The sequence below is a fragment of the Priestia endophytica DSM 13796 genome (assembly GCF_900115845.1).
GTDB lineage: Bacteria > Bacillota > Bacilli > Bacillales > Bacillaceae_H > Bacillus_I > Bacillus_I endophytica.
The window spans coordinates 1-20,546 of the sequence record NZ_FOXX01000017.1 but is presented as its reverse complement, the minus strand read 5'-3'; the positions used below and the strand labels follow the sequence as shown (position 1 = coordinate 20,546).

17 protein-coding genes and 1 pseudogene are annotated in these 20,546 nt (G+C 34.9%); 12 read left to right on the top strand and 6 right to left on the bottom strand.

The genetic code is table 11. The annotated features are described in order from the left end of the window. Positions 1 to 196: 196 nt before the first annotated feature. A complete protein-coding gene (locus BM012_RS21945; protein WP_061802977.1) occupies positions 197 to 1,072 on the top strand; it encodes a DMT family transporter in 876 nt (291 codons plus the stop codon). Between the two features lie 735 nt (positions 1,073 to 1,807). On the opposite strand, the gene BM012_RS21935 is transcribed toward BM012_RS21945, so the two are convergent. Continuing rightward, positions 1,808 to 3,316: a glycine betaine uptake BCCT transporter gene (locus tag BM012_RS21935; RefSeq protein WP_061802978.1), complete on the bottom strand. Its 1,509-nt coding sequence runs from the start codon at positions 3,314 to 3,316 to the stop codon at positions 1,808 to 1,810. A 1,227-nt stretch (positions 3,317 to 4,543) separates the two neighbouring features. On the opposite strand from BM012_RS21935, the gene BM012_RS21925 reads away from it, so the two are divergent. Then, positions 4,544 to 5,212, top strand: coding sequence for a hypothetical protein (locus BM012_RS21925; RefSeq protein ID WP_061802979.1), 669 nt, complete (start codon positions 4,544 to 4,546; stop codon positions 5,210 to 5,212). A gap of 754 nt (positions 5,213 to 5,966) precedes the next feature. On the opposite strand, the gene BM012_RS21920 is transcribed toward BM012_RS21925, so the two are convergent. Together BM012_RS21920 and BM012_RS21915 are read right to left on the bottom strand one after the other, a co-directional pair. After that, a complete protein-coding gene (locus BM012_RS21920; RefSeq protein WP_061802995.1) occupies positions 5,967 to 6,674 on the bottom strand; it encodes an IS6 family transposase in 708 nt (235 codons plus the stop codon). Between the two features lie 363 nt (positions 6,675 to 7,037). Then, entirely contained in the window at positions 7,038 to 8,273 is a 1,236-nt protein-coding gene (locus BM012_RS21915; RefSeq protein ID WP_061802980.1) for a Bcr/CflA family multidrug efflux MFS transporter, read from the bottom strand. A 284-nt stretch (positions 8,274 to 8,557) separates the two neighbouring features. On the opposite strand from BM012_RS21915, the pseudogene BM012_RS21910 reads away from it, so the two are divergent. Both BM012_RS21910 and pbp4b read left to right on the top strand, forming a co-directional pair. Further along, positions 8,558 to 9,273: pseudogene (locus BM012_RS21910) on the top strand (IS6 family transposase). A 194-nt stretch (positions 9,274 to 9,467) separates the two neighbouring features. Then, the gene (pbp4b, locus tag BM012_RS21905) at positions 9,468 to 10,829 is read left to right on the top strand and encodes a penicillin binding protein PBP4B (RefSeq protein WP_061802996.1); all 1,362 of its coding nucleotides are present in this window, start codon (positions 9,468 to 9,470) and stop codon (positions 10,827 to 10,829) included. A 418-nt stretch (positions 10,830 to 11,247) separates the two neighbouring features. Here pbp4b and BM012_RS21900 read toward each other — a convergent pair whose 3' ends face one another. Further along, positions 11,248 to 12,639: a sodium/glutamate symporter gene (locus BM012_RS21900; RefSeq protein WP_061802981.1), complete on the bottom strand. Its 1,392-nt coding sequence runs from the start codon at positions 12,637 to 12,639 to the stop codon at positions 11,248 to 11,250. Between the two features lie 21 nt (positions 12,640 to 12,660). Next, positions 12,661 to 13,827 (bottom strand): alanine dehydrogenase, encoded by a 1,167-nt coding sequence (locus BM012_RS21895; protein ID WP_061802982.1) that lies wholly within the window; start codon positions 13,825 to 13,827, stop codon positions 12,661 to 12,663. Positions 13,828 to 14,646: 819 nt separating this feature from the next. Between BM012_RS21895 and BM012_RS21890 the strand changes: the two genes are divergently transcribed. The 8 genes from BM012_RS21890 to BM012_RS21855 all read left to right on the top strand — a co-directional run bounded on the left by BM012_RS21890 (position 14,647) and on the right by BM012_RS21855 (position 20,057). Then, positions 14,647 to 15,069: a carboxymuconolactone decarboxylase family protein gene (locus tag BM012_RS21890; protein ID WP_061802983.1), complete on the top strand. Its 423-nt coding sequence runs from the start codon at positions 14,647 to 14,649 to the stop codon at positions 15,067 to 15,069. Positions 15,070 to 15,276: 207 nt separating this feature from the next. Next, positions 15,277 to 15,810, top strand: coding sequence for a GNAT family N-acetyltransferase (locus tag BM012_RS21885; RefSeq protein ID WP_061802984.1), 534 nt, complete (start codon positions 15,277 to 15,279; stop codon positions 15,808 to 15,810). Positions 15,811 to 15,986: 176 nt separating this feature from the next. Further along, positions 15,987 to 16,790 carry a tyrosine-protein phosphatase gene (locus tag BM012_RS21880; protein ID WP_061802985.1) on the top strand — a complete coding sequence of 268 codons (804 nt, stop codon included), beginning with the start codon at positions 15,987 to 15,989 and terminating at the stop codon, positions 16,788 to 16,790. A 139-nt stretch (positions 16,791 to 16,929) separates the two neighbouring features. Beyond that, positions 16,930 to 17,112 carry a hypothetical protein gene (locus tag BM012_RS21875; protein WP_061802986.1) on the top strand — a complete coding sequence of 61 codons (183 nt, stop codon included), beginning with the start codon at positions 16,930 to 16,932 and terminating at the stop codon, positions 17,110 to 17,112. 130 nt (positions 17,113 to 17,242) lie between these two features. Next, positions 17,243 to 18,124 carry an alpha/beta fold hydrolase gene (locus tag BM012_RS21870; protein WP_061802987.1) on the top strand — a complete coding sequence of 294 codons (882 nt, stop codon included), beginning with the start codon at positions 17,243 to 17,245 and terminating at the stop codon, positions 18,122 to 18,124. A 228-nt stretch (positions 18,125 to 18,352) separates the two neighbouring features. Continuing rightward, on the top strand, positions 18,353 to 18,580 hold the full coding sequence (locus BM012_RS21865) for a DUF3923 family protein (protein ID WP_061802988.1): 228 nt from the start codon (positions 18,353 to 18,355) through the stop codon (positions 18,578 to 18,580). A 376-nt stretch (positions 18,581 to 18,956) separates the two neighbouring features. Continuing rightward, positions 18,957 to 19,640 (top strand): Type 1 glutamine amidotransferase-like domain-containing protein, encoded by a 684-nt coding sequence (locus BM012_RS21860; protein ID WP_061802989.1) that lies wholly within the window; start codon positions 18,957 to 18,959, stop codon positions 19,638 to 19,640. A gap of 126 nt (positions 19,641 to 19,766) precedes the next feature. Beyond that, a complete protein-coding gene (locus BM012_RS21855) occupies positions 19,767 to 20,057 on the top strand; it encodes a hypothetical protein (RefSeq protein WP_061802990.1) in 291 nt (96 codons plus the stop codon). 178 nt (positions 20,058 to 20,235) lie between these two features. On the opposite strand, the gene BM012_RS21850 is transcribed toward BM012_RS21855, so the two are convergent. Further along, the coding region (locus BM012_RS21850; protein ID WP_139210422.1) for an IS3 family transposase at positions 20,236 to 20,546 on the bottom strand (311 nt) is incomplete at its 5' end.

Sequence of the window (20,546 nt, the reverse complement as noted above, 5' to 3'; positions counted from 1 at the left end):
AGAGATTTACGTTTAAACGAAACCTTTGTATAATAGCTCTATTAGATTGAAATTGAGGTGAAGCGAAATGTTTTTAGCTCCGTTATTTGAAAATGATGTACCAGTAGCACTTCTCCGTCCTTAATGGAGTAAAGTGACTACTTCTCTCCGTTAGGGCATTCATTGACCTAATTTTTAAAAACGGAGGGTACAAAAAATGAAAAACACCTTATTAGGTTCGATATATTTAGCGTTAGCTGCCAGCATTTGGGGTGGCATGTATGTTGTAGTGAAAGTAGTTGTAGACGTAATTCCGCCATTAGAATTAGTGTGGATGAGATATTTAGTGGCAATTATTGCTCTTTTTATCATTGGTCTCATAAAAAGACAATCCTGGAAGGTTCATAAACGCCATTTCTGGTTAATTGTCTCTATTGGAATCATTGGAAATACAATCTCTATTGTGACGCAAGAATATGGCACTATGCTATCTTCAGCTCAAATGGGAGCCATCATTACATCATCTACACCCGCCTTTATGGTGATTTTTGCTCGATTCATTCTGAAAGAACGGTTAAATATAAAAAAAGGGATATCGGTTTGCTTAGCTACAATTGGAGTATTTCTCATTGTAGGGAACGGTAATATTGATATGTCTAGCCAACTTGGCGGAATTTCTCTTTTGGTTGCAGCCTTAACATGGGCTCTTATGTCGGTTCTTATCAAGCGTGTTCCAAGCAGCTATTCTTCTCTACTGGTGACAACGTATTCCACTTTAGTTGCTCTTATCATCCTAACCCCTTTTGTTCTTAAAGGGTTAAGTGAGATTTCGATTGCTCAATTAAGTCATCCAACAATTTGGAGTGGACTTTTATACTTGGGTATTGTCTCGACAGCTTGTGCCTTTATCCTTTGGAATCATGGGTTACAATTATTAAATGCTTCGAGTGGAGGGTTATTTTTCTTTTTTCAACCTCTAGTTGGAACATTCCTTGGATGGCTCCTGTTAGGAGAAAACATTGGTGGAACGTTTTGGATCGGTTCGTTCTTAATTTTAATCGGTGTTTTGTTAGTTATTCGAGAAAAAGAGTAGAATGATAAAAAGAAAAAGCACAAACTTGTTAGCAATCAACAGGTTTGTGCTTTTCTAACTTCCTAGAATACATTTTATGTAAACTAAACTTGCATAGAATATCGAACAGATATAAGGAAGAATAATTTACTTTATATGGTATTATATATACAAAAAGGGGAGGTGAAAATATCAATAAAAATGTTAGGATTGTACTTGGTTTAATCGGTAATATTATATTGTGCTTTTATGGCATAAGGGGGTTATTAATAAATGAACCAATACCATTTGCTTCTTACCTCTTCGCCATAGGAGGGCTTATCGGAATTGTTGCCCTCATACTGGAATTAAAAAGGAAAAATGCTACTTAAATTAGGATTCTTAAATGAATTATAGATTGCTACGTTTAGAGTTAATGCTCTAAGCGTTTTTATCGTGAATTTCCGATAATCAACATTATGTGAACTAACTTTGCATATTATACATAACCTGAAGAATAAAGTAGTCGTTCAATCATTAGCATTCTATATGCTAATTTGGTGCTCTAATTATATATATTGGATAATCATCTGAACAAACTTTAACAACATAAGAACAAGTAAATGGGAAAATGTGTTTTATTGAATAAAAGAGCTATAAAAAAGCTAATTAAAGGTATTATTACATAAAATTCCACATTCGGAATTCCTCTTGCGAATCAAAAAAGCACATTAGCTAATCCATTAATTAACCAATGTGCTTTTTCGTTAAGAATCTTTATTTTCGTTTTTTCAACTTTCCAATTCCAAATTCTTTCGCTTCTTTGTTAAGAGCTTTAAGTAGACTAAATGTCATTAAGGCCATAACTATGGAAAAGGGAAGGGCTGCAATAATCATGGTGTTTTGCAGAGCCTGCAGTCCCCCCGAATAGAGAAGAACAAGAGCTATAGTTGTAAGTAATATCCCCCAAAGGATCTTTACACTGTTACTAGGGTTTTGAGAACCATTCGTTGTCATCATCCCTAAAACAAAAGTTCCTGAATCAGCTGAAGTGATGAAGAAAGTTCCAATAAGAATAATCGCTAAGATGGATAAGATTGTTCCCATTGGATAGTTTGCAAATACACCAAAGAGTGATTCTTCAGTTGCTAATTTTGAAATAGAAGCAATCCCCTTATGTTCAAGAAACATACTCGCACTACCGAATGTAGTGAACCAGATAAAGCCGATAAGAGAAGGAACCAGTAAAACATATATGACAAATTCTCGAATCGTTCTTCCTTTAGATACTCGAGCGATAAAGATTCCTACAAATGGAGACCATGCAATCCACCATGCCCAATAAAAGATGGTCCAACCATTGATCCAGTTACGATTTTCTTCATTAAGGGGAGCTATACGAAAGCTCATATTAATCAAATTCTGTAGATAAGTGCCAATTGTATCCGTAAATAAATTCAACGTAAATAGAGTGGGTCCCAATATAAACGTTAATAGAAATAATACAAATGCAATGGCCATATTAGCATTACTAAGAATTTTAATTCCTTTACCCAAACCTGTTAAGGCTGAAATGATAAATAAAATAGTAACAACTAGCACAATAAGAAATTGACTCACAAGATTGGAAGGAACGCCAAATAAATAAGTTAAACCACCATTAATTTGGACAGCACCAAAACCAAGAGTCGTAGCGACACCTATAACCGTTGCAATAACGGCAATAATATCAATGATCTTCCCTAAAGTCCCATCTGCATATTTCCCGATAACCGGCTTTAATGTCGCACTAATTAAGCTACGCTCTCCTTTTCTAAAGGTAAAGTAAGCTAATGAGAGAGCAATAATTCCATATATTGCCCACGCATGGATACCCCAATGGAAGAAGGTAAACCTCATTGCATCTTTCATTGCTTGATTTGTCCCTGTTTCACCTGTTGGAGAGCTGATTGCATAATGACTAATGGGTTCAGCTGTACCATAGAACACTAACCCAATTCCCATTCCTGCACTAAAGAGCATAGCAAGCCAGGTTGGACGTGAAAACTCAGGCTTATCCTCCTGTTTCCCGAGCTTAATTCGACCAATCGGACTTACTAACAAATACAGACAAACGATAACAAAGAACGTTACAACAATTAAATAGTACCAGCCAAATGTATTGGTAATAAAATCTTGCAAATTACTTGTTACAGTTTCAAGTTGTGCAGGCATTGTAATTCCTACAAGAACAAGAAGAGCCAGTATGACTACTGAAATATAAAAAACTATTGAGACCTTTTTCATGTTAGATTAAAAACTCCCGTCTTTGATTGATTCGCAGAGGGTTTTACTTCAATTGGAGAATATTAAAAGATGTACACGTAATTTAGACACTGTACTTTTTATGAAGCAAGAATAACTACCCCTTAAAGATTGCGTTAATAAAATACTTTAATTAAATGATTTACTTTTTACTTCACTCCTATTCTAGATTTGAACCAACTTAGCTAACCAAAACACTTACATGGTTAATTAGGTAAGAAACCTCTATAAGACGTTGTCTTTTGATTCATTTAATCAATATCCTTCATTACCTTTTGAACGGTTACTTATTTACCTATTTTTTGTTTAGTGGGGATGCTACTCCATTATAATTATTTCAGGGGGGATTAGAGGACATATTAGCATTATAACATTAATCTTACAGGAAGGTCTTGTCATCTGGATATACTGTAGGAAGGTTGTAAGATTAGAGGGTAAAGGATATACAATAGAAAGCGAATGCCGTTATGTCGAAAGAGAATAGGAAAGCAGAAAGCTATATAACTGAATGAATACGATCAACCTTATGGAAAAACTTGTGATAGGATTGAAAGGGAGCTGACTTCTCGTTAGTCTTTTATAGACAACATAAGGTTATGGATATAAAAACGTCCTATTATGTAAACCTTCATTTGGAGCGTCGGTGTACGTGTGACTTGCTGTTATGGCAGGTACGACAGCAAATGAACCTGCAATGGGAAATTTGAGCCGGGTGTGTCTTGAAAGAGACTCGCATGGTTCTTAAAAGAAACGGGGCAATGATGCACCTAACTTATTTAATGTAACTAAAGTTGTATATCCTATACGTTCTAAAGAGTAGAAATCTATGTAGAGTATCAATATTTGCACTTCATTCCCTTTTATTTTACCTTTGTACCAGAACACTAAATGTTGGAGATTTAAAACGGAGGTTTTATAAAACTCAATCATAATGTGAATTCTAAAATGGATACTAATAAAAAAGGGTAGTACCAATATTTCTGCAATCAGGGGAAAGGATACTACCATAAAAGAATTCCTTCATTAAGGAGTGCCTTCCTCGTATATCTGTATTGAATTTATAAATCAAAGAAAAAAAGATTTTTGGGGAGTAGTAATAGAACTGGTAATATTCACATAACTTCAGGGGAAAGTTAACCGATGTCAGGTATTATTCAATGAATTTTCTTAGCTTTTTAAAAGTTGAACAATTTGAAGGGAGAGTTATACATGAAACTATATCAAGTAAGAAAAGGACAATTTGTCTATTTTAACAATGAGTTGCACAGGGTATATTCAGTAAAGCCTGTATACAAACAGTCGGTCCATCTTGTCAAGCTGAAAGATTTAACACAGCATTTAACCAATGCCTCGAAAGTTGAAAAATATAAACCCAAACCCCTTGACAGCTTTATTTTCAATCACAAGACTTATACACTTCACAAGGATCAAAAAGCTGAAGAAGGGGACTATATCTTAATTACGAATCCAAGTCCCGATTACCTGGATCACTATTCATTACACGAAATTGAAATTGTATCGTCTGTTGAAACCAAAGGAGTGATTACAACTAAGTCTAATGGAGTCAAACATAACGAATATTTACTAATGGTTCCGGGCCGTGATCATGATAGTCATCCTATAGATTATTTAGATAAAAATATGGCAGATAGTGATTTAATGAGCAACGATTCTGTTCAACCTGCAAATATTACCCAAGGTGAAATGCCGAATGTTGGTGATGTATATAAAAAACGAGATGGCGATCGTTCTATTGAGGCAATGGTGGTTGCCATCGACGGTGACAAGATCATTTTGGGAAACAATTTAGAACTCTCATTGAAGGAGTTAAACGATAGTGAAATATGGGAGTTTCAATATAGCCTCCTAGAGGACTGATCATAGGGGAGGGATGTTATGAATAGTAAGGGCCTTATAGGATTATTTATCTATATCTAATAATTCTGTGAAATTTCTCTATTAATTTTCAATGATCCCTTTTCCTGTTCATATTGGGAAAATGAATTAAATATAATTTCCTTCTTCTAAAGTCTCCTTACTATAATCTTCTATTCTATATACTTAGTTATATATCAAGAAGATTGATCTTTATAAACGTAAATTTCTTCTTTTGATTGATGATTGAGATCTTATTAAAACCTGGATAAATGAGGGGAAATCATAGTATTTTCTTAATAAATGGCTACATAAGAATGGATTAAAAAAGCCGTTGAACTTAACGGGAGTCAGCCCCACGATTCAACGGCTTCTTTTACACATATTAAGGTTTGTTATGTAAATACCTTTCACTTCTTCCTAAGGATTATGAACAACAGTAGATAACTTTGCCAAAGGCATCTTCAGGAATATACAATTCTCATTCTTAACTTTATAAGGAATGTTATTGTCTTCAAGGAGTTTTAGGATACTCGGGATATATTGAGTTGTTATTTCCAATCAATTTTACATATTCTCCACTATATCCTTGTGCAGTAAAGTATGTAAATATAGCTGTGGTTAAAGCCGTTATATATAATAGAGAGAGTATAAATTTTTTCACCTTTTCCTCCTTCAGTAAATAAATTCTTAGGGTTCTGGTGCAAAGATTGCATTTATTTGAAAGAGGTATATAAATTTCTAATGAAATCTGTTCTTATGCAGCCATTCCAAATAGTTGATGAATGAACTTCACTTGATTTTGGACAGACTTGTCCGGTAAAGCAAGCTGTCCTTTTTTAATGATATGCATCGCTTCTATTCCCGAAAGAATAGATTTAGCTGTACGAAAAGATTTCAATCCTAACATCGAACGAACTCTCTTTTTAATAAAACGATGATCTTGTTCCACAATGTTATTAAGATATTTTACCTGCCTTATTTGGATGCCTACGGGCATCTTTTTCTCTTTCTTCAACTCTTCAATCGCCATAGGATAGGCTGGGCTCTTGTCTACTGTGATAACACGGGGCTTTGAAACATGAAAAGACCGTAAAGCTTTCTTGGAAAAGCGCTTTGCAGCTTTATGATCTCTTGTTTTGCTTAAATAAAAATCAATCGTATTTCCTTCTGAATCAACGGCACGATATAGGTACATCCATTGACCTTTGACTTTTACATATGTCTCATCGACTCGCCAATAATCATTGGTTGGCTTAAGATGACGCCGTACTCGCTCATCTAATTTGGGACCATACTGATGAACCCAGCGCATGATGGTTGTATGAGCAATAGATAGTCCACGCTCTTCCATCATTTCGACTAAATCACGAAAACTGAGGTTGTACCGTAGGTACCATCTCACGGTTAATAAAATAATATCAGGTTGATAATGTTTCCACTTGCATAGATTTTTCTTTTCTATACTGATCACGTCCTTTTTTAGAGTAATAGTATCAGTATGTCCAAGTTTGAGAGAATACTTGCAGATATTTTGAAGTTTTTGCACCAGAACCCCTTATAATACGAAATGGCCAGTTTGTGCCCTTTTCTTATTCAAGGAATTGTCTTTAGTTCAAAAAGGAAAACAATGAAAGAGCCTAAAATATGCAAACTTGTATGCAATAGTTGTATAGTTTGGCTCATTTTAGTTATAGAAACAATGCATCAAAACGAAAACAGCCCCAAGTGATGACTCATCACTTGGGGCGTGTTGTTAATAACGTTAATATTTTTTTCTTCTTACATGTCAACTGTCCAATTGACTTAAATAACGTACGTATCCCCATTATAGCCTAGAACCTTGTTCAGCATCATTGGACCCCTGCATCCTAACCGAACGCTTTCGAACTAAAACAAAATAGGAAAGAAACGCCAACAAGCTAGCGCCAAAGATCGTAACCCCCATTGGAACACCGGTATACGATCCCGCTATTCCAACAAGAGGGGCTGATAGCGAGCCGAGTACAAATGGCAACAAGCCTAATAATGCAGAGGCGCTGCCCGCAATATGTCCTTGTGATTCAATGGCTAATGCAAAGGACGTCGTACCAATAATACTGATTGATGAGACAAAAAAGAAAATCGGGATCGCCACGGCAATTAGTGGAGCTTTTAAAAGAAGAGCGATGAGTAGGATTGCTCCTGCTGCAATAGAAATTCCTAGTCCTATCTTTAAAAATGTCCGCTCCGAAATGCGATCAGCCAAGCGTCCAACCAACTGACTTCCAATAATCAAGCCTAAACCATTAACTCCAAAGAGTAGACTGAACTGTTGCGGAGAAACATGGTAAATATTTTGATAGACAAATGGAACACCAGATACATAGGCAAATATTCCAGCTGTCGTAAATCCTTGTGTGAATGCGTATCCCATGAATTCTCGATCCTTGAATAAGGTTCCAAAATTGCTCATGAGCTGTGGCAAATTACTAGGTACACGTTTTTCAGGTGGTAACGTTTCTGGTAGTTTTAGAGAAACCATGAAGATTAATATAGCTCCAATACAAGCTAAAACAATAAAAACTCCATTCCACTTGGTAAACGAAAGAATGGCTCCTCCAGCAATCGGTGCAACGATTGGTCCGAGGTTACCGACTAATACAATTAAAGTGAAAAATTTGGTCAGTTCCTTTCCACTAAAAAGGTCCCTGACGACAGCTCTTGAAACCACAAGTCCGCCTGCTGCGGAAAAGCCCTGGACAAAACGAGCCACAATAAGGAAATAGATATTTGGTGAAAACGAGCAAGTTAAAGAAGCTAATAAGTATAAGCAAAGAAACAATAGTAAAGGTTTACGACGGCCGTTCACATCACTCAATGGGCCAATAAATAATTGTCCTGCTCCCAATCCTAATAAGCATGCTGTCAAACTAATTTGTACGAGTGATGCCGTAGTATGAAAATCTTTTACGATTGTAGGGAAGGAAGGTAAATACGTATCAATTGTAAAAGGGCCTAAGAGTCCAAGTGATCCCAAAAGTATCGCAAGTTGAATTCTTTTTTTTCCACTAAGTGTATTCAATTTTTCCTCGCCTTTCTATATAGTTTGTATTTCATTTCACTACAGAAATGTAAGCTACAAGTTCCCATCCTACATTAAGCACAAAGGGACCAAAATGTAGATTTAATTCGATACCCGAAAATACATAGTTCTGATTATAACCTGTTATCATTTCCGGGTAAACAATTAAAAACTCAGCTTGCAGATGAAGGTTAAATATTTTGGTTCTGGGGCAAAATTTCAGCCGACTTGAAACTAATCTCTAAATCTTGGACATACTGATACTAGTATTCTAAAAGAAGGGCGTGATCAGTGGGGAAAAGCAAAACTTATTTAAGTGGAAACACTATCAACCTGATATCATTTTGTTAACTGTCAGATGGTACCTACGGTACAATTTAAGTTTTCGTGACTTGGTAGAAATGATGGAGGAAGGTGGATTATATATTGCTCATACAACGATTATGCGTTGGGTACATCAATATGGACCTCAATTAGAAGAAAGAGTACGGCATCATCTTACGTCAGCAAACGACTCATGGAGAGTCGATGAAACTTATATCAAAGTAACAGGGAAATGGATGTACTTATATCGTGCAGTGGATTCAGAGGGGAATACGATTGATTTTTATCTAAGTGAATTAAGAGATAAACAAGCAGCCAAGCGCTTTTTCAAGAAAGCCTTGGCTTTTCCGTATGTGTCTAAACCTCGCGTGATAACCGTAGATAAGAACCCAGCCTATCCTATAGCAATCCAAGAGTTAAAAGAAGAGAAACATATGCCTGAAGGCATACAATTAAGGCAAGTTAGATATCTCAATAATATCGTGGAACAGGATCATCGTTTTATCAAGAAGCGTGTTCGTTCCACGTTAGGATTGAAGTCGTTTCGAACAGTCACCTATATTTGAGTGGTATCGAAGCCATGCATACGGTTAAAAAGGATCAACCTCATCACCGGGAAAAGTCTGTCCAAAATGAGGTTGAATTCATTCATAAATTATTTGGAGTAGCTGCATAATCTCAAAGTTAACAGGATATTATCCTCCTATGTTTCTATTGCATTATTTTCGCACCAGAACCATAAATGGTATAGACGACTATAGTTATAATTGATAAGATTACAATGTAAGCGGATTTATAATTATTTGAAGTAAATTGATTGGTTGTTACATAAGCTATCAAAATACGATTTCGAAGGGGAAACGAAACATGATGAAAAAATGGACAAGCTGTGTGCTAACTTCTGTTTTGGCTATCTCATTACTTGTACCTTCCGCTTCTTTTGCAGAATCAAATGAAAAAACATCTCCTCAAGCACACGTTGAGTATCCTGTTTTAACAAAAGCAAAAAAGCCGGAGGAAGTCGGGTTTTCGTCTGAAAAACTTGAAAAAGTGGATCAGTTGATTGAAAAGGAAGTGGCCGCCGGTTTTCCTGGAGCAGCACTGATTGTCATAAAAGACGGTAAAATCGTGAAGAATGAAAGCTACGGCTATAAACAAAAGTTTGAGGGACATACACCGCTTAATAAGTTTTTGAAAATGAAAAAGGACACCATGTTTGATATTGCATCAAATACTAAGATGTATGCAGCGAATTTTGCCCTTCAGAAACTTGTCAGCGAAGGAAAAATTGATTTAAATTCACGGGTACAAGAATATATTCCTGAATTTAAAGATGAACCGACAGACAAGATCAAAGGAAAGAATACTATGCGTTTGGTCGACATTCTGCATCACAGTGCTGGTTTTCCGGCCGATCCCGCATATCATAATCCTGAAGTAGCCGGCGATCTATATTCGCAAGATCGTGAAACGACATTGAAAATGCTGACTAAAACACCGCTGGAATATAAACCGGGCACCAAAAACATATATAGCGATGTAGATTATATGCTTTTAGGGTATATAGTTGAAAAGGTCACCGGACAAAAACTTGATGATTATGTTGAAAATGCTATTTACAAACCTTTAGGTCTTAAGCACACTATGTTCAATCCTCTCCAAAAAGGTTTTAAACCAAAAGATTTTGCTGCAACTGAATTAATGGGTAATACACGTGATGGTGTCATCAGCTTCCCGAATGTTCGGACATATACATTACAAGGTGAAGTACATGATGAAAAAGCATTTTATTCAATGGAAGGTGTTTCAGGACATGCCGGCTTATTCTCGACAACTAGTGACCTCGCTGTTCTCCTGCAAGTCATGCTGAATGGCGGCAGTTACGGTAATAAATCATTCTTTGAAAAAGAAACGATAGAAGAATTCGTAGCACCTTCCAAGATGAACTCAACATACGGTCTCGGATGGAGATTAAACGGCGATGACAGCATGGACTGGATGTTCAGCAAATATGCAAGCGACAGTGCATACGGTCATACAGGCTGGACGGGAACAGTGACAATTATTGACCCTGAGCAGAACTTAGGAATCGTCCTGCTCACTAATAAAAAGCATTCGCCGCTTGTAGATCCTGCTGTAAACTCTAATCAATTTTTCGGTGATCTTTTCACAACAGGAAGATATGGAAGTGTGGTCACAGCTGTTTATGAAGCTTTAGAATCAAATAAATAATAAGTGGATGTAATTGAAGAAACAAATCTAACAGAATGGCGAGGAACAACCAAACTGTTATAATAAAGCGATTCTTTCGGAACCTCTGAAAGAGATTTCGAAAGTAGTTGGCGAAGCTAGGTACAGTCGAGAAAACCACGGATTTGTAGTCAGGCTGTTAATAAAACAGAGATAATTTAATTTATATTAAATGTTCAAGATTGAAATTCTATTATTGGCTTGCTTTGCTGTAATAATGTTGTCTCCAGAAGATTAGTTGGCAAAAAAACTTTAATTTTAAAATTAAGGTTTTTTTGTTTTAATGTGAAAAAAGGAACTTCTTTCAATCGAGGAAGTTCCTTTCAGATTGACGACAATCAGCCCAGTATTCGAGTTTTATTTAAAATGAGTTATATATGTTAATATACCATTTCGTTATTTAGATAACATCTTCATTCCTATCTAATGGAACAGGGGGGCGTCCTCCTAAAGGAATCTTCCAGTACCACCATTTGAAGATTCTAGCTATTACGAAACATCCGATAGAGATTGCTAAAAAAATTCCAACAAACGTCCAGTGTTGTCCGCTTAACAGCATAACAGGACCTGCCGACCATGCAAATAATTCTAAAGGCGTATTAAGAGGTCCAACTACCGCTGTATCTGTAAGTGTCTTTGACTTATTATTAGGATCAATAACTCTTAATAATGTAAGTCCAATAGCAAATACACCTGTTGAATAGCCATAAACAAATATGGAACGCTCAAACCAGCTTTCATAGTTCATAGCTGGTCCAATCACTATCAGCATTACCACAACTACTGCTACACCTGAAAGCATTAACAAACCAAGTGGAAGTGCATATTCAACAACAATAGGTAATTTAATTGAAGCTACACCGTAAAATACAAGGAAATCGGTTGCTGCACTGCCTAAACGATCAACTATCTTACTATCAACATATTTATAAACACCTTTTTCTCCTTTGCCCAGCAATATGTATATAAGTAACGCTAACAAAAATGCTATTGTAAATGTTGGGAATTCTAGACCCCAAGTAGTAGCAATATAATTATTTAGGAGGTAGCCCAAACCTGATGGCACAATTAATAATGCTAAATGAAATGCTAATGGGTCCAGTGCAATTGGTGAAACAGTATCGTTCCCCATTGCAGTTCTATTTTGAGGTTGAACTAATCCTGTTTTTAAATCTTCTGAAATTTCCGAGAAATTTTTTACATAGTGAGTGTAGCCCTTTCGAGTTGCCCATTTTATAAATATAAGTCCACCAAAAATACCTGCTAAAATACCACCAGTAGCTGCTGTCATTCCTAAGTCAGTTGCAGTCTCCCAGCCTAAATTTTCGAAGGTTGTACCTACCGCTGCCGCAGTTCCATGACCTCCATAAAATCCGGCTGCTAACAGTAAACCAAATCCGTTATTAATCTCTGGGGCAAACTTTGAAATAACTAAAATAGAAAAGATAATCGGAATAGACATTTGAAGACCTATACAGAGAATTTTATAAGTGGCATATGCGCCCATTCGATTAATATCCTTTTTCATATTGCCGGGTGAAAAGGAAAACCCGTTTATCCCAACTGCAGCAAATACAAAAATTGTAATTATCCCTGCATAGGAGCCAATATCTTCGGAAAAAGGTAGGATATTTAGAAAGTTAGGTCCTAATGCTAAACCTAAAAACCCTGCCAATAAGCTCGCTGGAATAAAGCTTCTTTGTATAAATTTAAATTTTGCGCGAAGCAGCATACCTATTAAAATCAGGATACTGGCACAAGCAAAATCTACTAGTATCGTATATACAGTCATTAATATCCTCCTTCAATAGCTTTAAATGCTTAAAAAGTTATCTGATCTAGTTGATGTAGCTGGTGGTGCTAGGTCAAGTTTTTCATTTTTTATATTTAATACATCTTCTGGTCTTATCCAAGGTCTATTTTGAATAGCACTTGTTTCCTCATGTGTAAGGTATCCTTTATAAGCTGTTAAACTGCGTCTTAAAAAGCCGTCTTTGATACAAGCTGCTTTCACACCTAAGTTTAAAATTGATTGAATATGTGGCAGTACAGATGCTGCATAAGCTACAGAGGTAGAATTAGCAATAGCTCCAGGAATATTGCTGACACAATAATGCACGACTCCATTTTCGATATATGTTGGATTTTCATGAGTTGTTTCACGGAAGGATTCAATCGCACCATCAGTATCATTACTAATATCCACAATAACTGCTCCATTTTCCATTAAATGGAGCATATCACAATCTATTAAATAGTCTTTGCGTTCCTTTGGCCATTTTACACAGTTAATCACCATATCAATTTCAGGAAGTAATTTTTTAATATTTTGCTTAGTTGATAACTGCGTATTTACTTTTTCATTATATGTTTTTCCAATCTCTCTCAACACCCCGTAATTCACATCCATTACAGTACACCATGCTCCCAATGAATGTAAAACCTGCAGCGCAGACCTTCCTACTAATCCTCCTCCAAGGATAAGTACCTTCATACCAGGGGCTCCAGCTAAACCACTAACAAATTTCCCCTTCCCGCCATTAATAGTCAGCATTGCTTGTAGACCCATTAATGCACCTTGTTTACCTGCTGCTTCACAGTTTACTGAACCGAATCTATGTGAATCCTCTGCTGTGAATGCAATACATTTGCTATCGAGTATAGCTTGTACTTGTTCTTTATGTGCAGCTGGATGTATGCAAGTATAAATAATTTGATTTTCCTTGAGTAATTTATATTCATTTTCTTCAAGTTCTTTAACTTTTGCTATAAAGTTACATCTTTCATACATCTCTTCAGTTGTTTCTACTATTTCAGCCCCCCCTTTCTGATATTGTTCATTGCTAAATCCTGCTAATAAACCCGCATCTTTTTGAACAAGTATCGTATGGCCATCATCCCTAATAGTAGCAACTTCTAAAGGTGTCATTATAACTCGGTACTCCCCTACTTTATTATCTCTTAGTACACCAAATATCATTTTAATCCTCCTAAATTAGTTTTTTTGAAAATGCAGCTCCTTTAACATCTATGCATCATATTCTATTAAGGTCTTAATCTACATTCACTTATCAAATTATAAATTAAGCTTAATGAAAATTCAAAAAATGGTGATAATTTGATCTTTTATAACAACAATTTAGTCATGAGGATATCTTTCAATTTCTCGTCCATTTTATAGAAGTAAAGACTAGAGGTCCAAAAAAGTGGATATCTGGACCTATGCTTATCCTTTTATTGATTTACACTTTTCTTAAGCTATAGTTATTTGCAATCGGTGTATATTATAGATATAAAATAACCGTCCATAAAAGTATACTTAAAGGGCAAGAAAAAGCTCAAACTCGTGGTAATTCAATGAGTTTGAGCTTTTATTACTTCCTAGAAGATCTATTATGTTAACTAAAAACCTATACGGTAGAAATGATAAAAGGGGGCGGGCATCTCATGTATATGGAGAAACCTAAAGAGATAAATAAGTTAGTCTGATGCTCTTTAGATAAATGGCAGGAGATTAAAAGCCTTTATTAATAGTAATAAGGGATTTTTAGTCTGAATGATTTATTTTATGACCACTAAATTTTTGTGTAATGTACACCTTTTAATGATCATCAAAGACAACTTTAATCTTAACATCATAATCAGGGTTTATAGTGACATTATAATAAGTAAATTTCATATAAAAATATTGTTCTCATTTTTAGTTTCATTTGTAAAATATATACTTAAATTCTATTTCATACGAAATAGATATCTATTATTTGGAAATTTATAATAAAAGGGAAAGGTTGGTGATAGCATGCCAAATATTTCTTTTTCTATGACTGGAAATACACCATTCCAACAATTATTAGGTCATAATCCATCTATTATGGGGACGTGGAATAACCTAGCAACTACGTTAGAAGGTGATGGTAGTCTCCATTCTAGTGTAAAAGAACAAGTAAGAAGAACATTAGCGCAAAATAATGATTGTGACTATTGTAAGGCAAAGGGAAAACCAGAATATCAGCTTTTTGATAAAAAAACAGCTATCGCTGTAGGATTTACAGAAGTTTTTTTGAAACAAGGTGGAAAGATAGAAGATGCAATTTTTAACGTGTTAAAAGAAACATTTAATGAACGCGAAATTAGTGAATTATGTGCTTTTATTTGTTTTACTATGGCATCGCAATACTTTGGCTCTATATTATCTTTAGAGGCTGATAATAAGGTGGAATAAATGAAAAAATCCAATGAATTTTTAACATGGAAACATTATTTTTATCAAATCATTAAGGCCTTAATTGTTTATAAATAGATCCTCCTCTACTATTTCTAGTTATATTCTATCACCTGAATAAACTGAGAAGAATATCTCTTAAAATAAGAAGGTTCTATATGACTCAGATTCTAACAGTACTATAAAAACACACTTGGGGAATCCTAATTGATTTCAGAATTATACACAAAAAGATTGTATTTAAGAAGGTTAAAGGAATCTGATTCCTCTACTTTATTTAAAATTTGGTCTGATCCCGTTGTCACTAAACATATGAATATTAGTCACTTTACGGAAGAACAACAAGCCAAAGATATGATTACATTTCTAAATAATCTTGATTATGAAAATAATGCTGCCCGTTTCACTATAATTGAGTTAGCTTCCAATAAAATTATTGGATCATGTGGTTATAACACATTAGACTTTGCACATTCAAAATCAGAAATTGGATATGAGCTTTCAAAAGCATTTTGGGGTAAAGGGTATGCCTCTGAAGCCATCTCAGGTTTACTGAAATATGCATTTGAAGATTTAGGTCTAAACAGAATTGAAGCAAAAGTAGAACCCCAAAATACGAATTCAATTAAAACCTTACAGAGATTAAATTTTACATTGGAGGGGACACTTAGACAGGCGGAAAAGTCTAAAGGAAAGTTTGTAGACCTTAATCTGTATTCAAGATTAAAAACAGATTCATAGTGAATTCCTTAACGGAATTATTGGACTTAAAACCAGTTATCTAAGTTGTGAAAACATGCAGTAGATAAAGTTAAGATATACATAAAAGTAAAGGATAGCTCTAAAATTGTCCTTTTTATCATCTGTATGTCTGGGATATACATCATGTGAATTTTAAAAAATAATGGAGAATGACAATGAGAACTGGAGAAAATAGATATCCATTTGAAAAGTTACATAATTTCCGGGATATTGGAGGACTTAAGACCAAAGATGGACGTAAAATGAAGATTGGTTTACTATTCCGATCGGAAGAACTATCTCGATTATCCACAAATGATATAGAGCATTTCCATCAGTTAAAAATAAAATCAATTTGTGATTTGAGAACCCCTACTGAACAGAAGTCTAAAGTTAGTCGGATTCAGTGTAATGAAAACGTTCAAGTATTAAAGGTATCTATCCATGACAAGAGCAGAGAATTCACACGTTTTGAGTTTTTTAAATTTCTAGTTACGAAGTCTAACACGATTAACTTTGAAGATGTAATGAAAGATATGTATGATTATATGGCTTGTGGAATATATAAAGAAATTAACCAAATTATTATGTTCCTTTCAGAACAAAGCCACTTGCCTGCTCTTATTCACTGTACAGGAGGGAAGGACCGTACTGGTTTTGTCTCAGCTCTTATTCAATTACTTGCAGGTGTTCCTTATGAGACGGTGATAGACGACTATCTTTTTTCTAATCAGCTAATTGCTGTTTCGATGAAGAAAAAAGGAAGATTAATTCAATGGATGAGCTTATTTCATGTCTCACCAGAACGTATAAAACCTATTCTAGAGGTTAGGCGAGAATATTTAGAAGAGGCTTATACCAAGATTATAAATCAATATGGAGATGTGGAAAGTTATCTTTGCTTAGCTTGTAAGATACCTAGACACAACCTGGATAGCTTTAAACAATTATTAATTGAAGGAGAAAAAATAGGATGCTAATCATTTTCCCTTCTCAGCCTTTTACTTTAAGAAGAATATCTGTTTTAAATCTATCGATAAAGAGCTATATAAACCCTTTTTTGAAGATAGAATTTTCGTGTAAACAATAGCTCTACATTGGGAAAAGAGGGAGATTACCATGAGTCAAATAAAGAGAAGTTTTCTAATTGCAATATTGATTTTAGTCGCATTAGTTATAGGGGTGGTTGCTACCTTTATTGATTCTCATGTTATAAATGTAACGTTGAAAATGATTGTAATCGTTATCGCCTTTGTAGTGATCGTTTTAGCCTTTCAGTCTCGAGCAGACCGAAGAAAATAGATTTAAAATTTGTTTCTTGTCTTGGTTAACTTTACTCCTAAAACCGGAAGAGATATAAAAGCATTGAATGCATCGCTAGAAATCAAAAAGACATTTGAAATGGCCTTTTTAACAATATGGGGGAAATTAAATGCATACTTCAAAGTTAAATGATCAAGAAAATAGTTATCTGCAATCTTATGATAAAGCCTTACAAAAACTATGGCCAATAGCCTTTTCTTCTTACTTTGTAGATACTTCTTACGGACATACCTATATTATTGAAAGTGGAGATAAGTTATCTCCTCCTCTAATCCTCTTACATGGGGCAAGAATGAGTTCAACGATGTGGTATCCGAATGTAGCAGAGTGGAGTAAACAGTATAGAGTCATTTGTATTGATATTATAGGAGACAAGAATAGAAGCGTGTTAGAAAAGAAGTTTACAAATCGATCAAGTTATGCCTCCTGGTTAAATGAAGTATTAGATCATTTACAAATTGATAAAACATATATTGTAGGATTATCCTATGGAGCTTTACATACAGTGAATTTCCTGTCCCTTTTCCCTCAAATAGTGAATAAAGCTGTCATTATAAGCCCAGCTGCCACTTACATTCCTTTCGATCCCGTATTCTACTCTTATGCTATGGGAATGGTTAGTAATAAAGAAGGCGTTAAGAGCTTTCTCGAATGGATTTTTGATCATCGTTATACAGTAGATCCTCTTATAGAACAACAATTAATAGCTGGAACATTTGGGAGCGCTCCGCCTCCTAATCAAGAAGAAACTCAAACAGAACAGGGATTTCCCTATGTGTTTAAGGATGAGGAGTTAGCCCAAATTCAAACTCAACTTCTCCTGTTATTGGGGGAAAAGGAAGTCATGTATAATCCCGAGGAAGCATTTTGTCGTGCTAAGGACTCATCTCCTCATATTACGTTAGAAATGGTAAGGGGAGTGGGTCACCTTATGTCTATGGAGAACCCTAAACAGATAAATAAGCGAGTCCTACGCTTTTTAGATAAATAGAAGGAATTTAGAAGCCCTTACTAATATGGATAAGGGCTTTTTAGTACCAATAACTTGTTTTATGTTAACTAGCTCTATATACGATATTTATAAAACTATACATCTTCAGAAGTATAGTTTTAACAAAAGCGAAGTGTTGAAATTTTCTAGGTTAATTAATGGATTTAATTTGAGGTGAAGTATATCTATTACTAGATTAAGAATCTGAAAAATGGAAGAAGTGATAATGTGAAAAAACGATGGATTTTTTGGTGGATAGCCAATATTATTTGGATTATGCTTTTTGCAGTAGGAACATTTGTCGTCTGGACAAGGAAAATTGATGGAGCAGGTGTTACTCAAACACCTGCTCTAAAGTTGTTGGCATTTATAATTTTATTAATGGCATTTATCTTTCCTCTGATTATTCAAGTTATATGGTTAATTGTTAATTTTAAAATTAACAGCAACAAATAATTTACTAGGTATTCTAGAAGATCCTGAAAAGTTAACATGATAAGGATTTTCAGGATCTTTATTTCCGATAATACCTTTTATGTAAACTAAGTTCACCTGAAAATTTAAAAAATGGTAAATTTTTATATATTTTAAATTTACAAATGGTAAAAATAGGTTTATTATTTAGAGAAGGAAAATAACCCTCTTTCTTTAATACCTTACACTATATAACCCTCCTTCCCTGATAGAAGGAGGGGCTTTTTTATTAAATTAATTAGGGGAGGTTGATATTTATCTTCTTCTCCGTTCTCCATCTAAACATAGCGCGGACCCAAATACTTTTTATGCGATACAAGATGATATAATTTTCAAAAAACTGTAAAGGGGGGATTTTATGGTTAAATTATTTTTATCGGGTGGTGGAGATGCGAAACAAACGAAAGAAATTGATAAAGAGTTTATTAGTCAGGTTAATTTAAATAAACCGTTATTATATATCCCTATTGCACTAAAAGGAGCTATTTCGTATGAGTTATGCTTTGAATGGATAAATAGCACATTAAATCCTCTAGGAGTTCAAAACATTGTTATGTGGACAGATTTATCAAATAAATCAATTAAGGATTTAAATCCATTCTCTGCTGTATATATTGGCGGAGGCAATACATTTAGTTTGTTACATGATATAAGGGTATCTGGGTTTGACTTAATTCTAAGGGAATATATAAAGAATGGTTTGGTTTATGGAGGAAGTGCAGGCGCTATCATATTTGGAAAAGACATTAATACTGCTTCTTATATAGATATAAATAACGTAAATATGCAGGATTATAGTGGGTTGAATCTTACACAAGGCTATTCGATATGGTGTCATTATCAAGAAAAACATGATGAGTTAATAAAAAGTCATGTAAAAAAAACGAGCAATCCTATAATGGCCTTGTCTGAAGAAGTTGGAGTTTACATCAGTCATAATAAACTACAAGCTCTAGGTGATTGTCCCCTATATGTCTTTAAAAAGGATAGATTAAAAGTAGTGAAAACGAAGATTATATCAGGGGACATGTTGTTATCCTAACCAGATAGGAAATAAAGAAAGTTAGTTTGCCGATAATTAACATTATATTATCTAAAATGTATAGAGTATAGAGTACTTATGAATTATTCTGGATCATCTTGAACTAAAAAGGAGTAGAGGTTGAGTATGAATCAATTATATTCGTCCTTAAATGAAGCAGGTTTGATATTTAAGGGAGATACAGATCAGGACGAGGCTGATTTCATTCTTCTTGAAACCTATGGGGATGGAACAACACACTCAGTGGATGTAGATGCATTCGAAACGCTTTTCGGGGATGTAGAAGAGAATCCGACCTATGAAGCCTTGTCGGGATTCCATACTTTTAAATTGGGAGATACGCAATACACCATGACTGCTGATGAAATGGGTTATCAAAAGTATTTCGACCAATGGAAAATGCAAGGGATTATTTAACTTAAAGGATTTCTTAAATTGAACAAGTAGCTAAAAGGATCTTTTACTCAAAGATCCTTTTACAATGCTGATAATCTGTGTTATGTTAACTAATTATTTTTGGATTTCCTGTAATAAAAAGAAACCCTTTGTCCAATGGAACTGCCCCCCGTTTTTGAGACAGGGATCAAAACACCATCTAAATAGCCAGTTTTCGGTATTGGACCGGAGACTGGTTATTTAGTTTCGTTTGGATACGGATATTGTTATAATAAGTGATGTAGTCTTCGACAATCTGTTTTACGATGGCGGTCGTAGTACAGGTTAAGTTGTCGAGGTAGAAGGTTTCAGTCTTTAGAGAAGAGTGAAACGATTCAATGGAGGCATTGTCTGCGGGCGTCCCTTTTCGGGACATACTCATAGTCATGCCTCTTTCTTTGACTTGTTTTTGATAAGCATAAGAAGTATACACAGATCCTTGGTCACTATGCAGCGTACAACTGGACGATA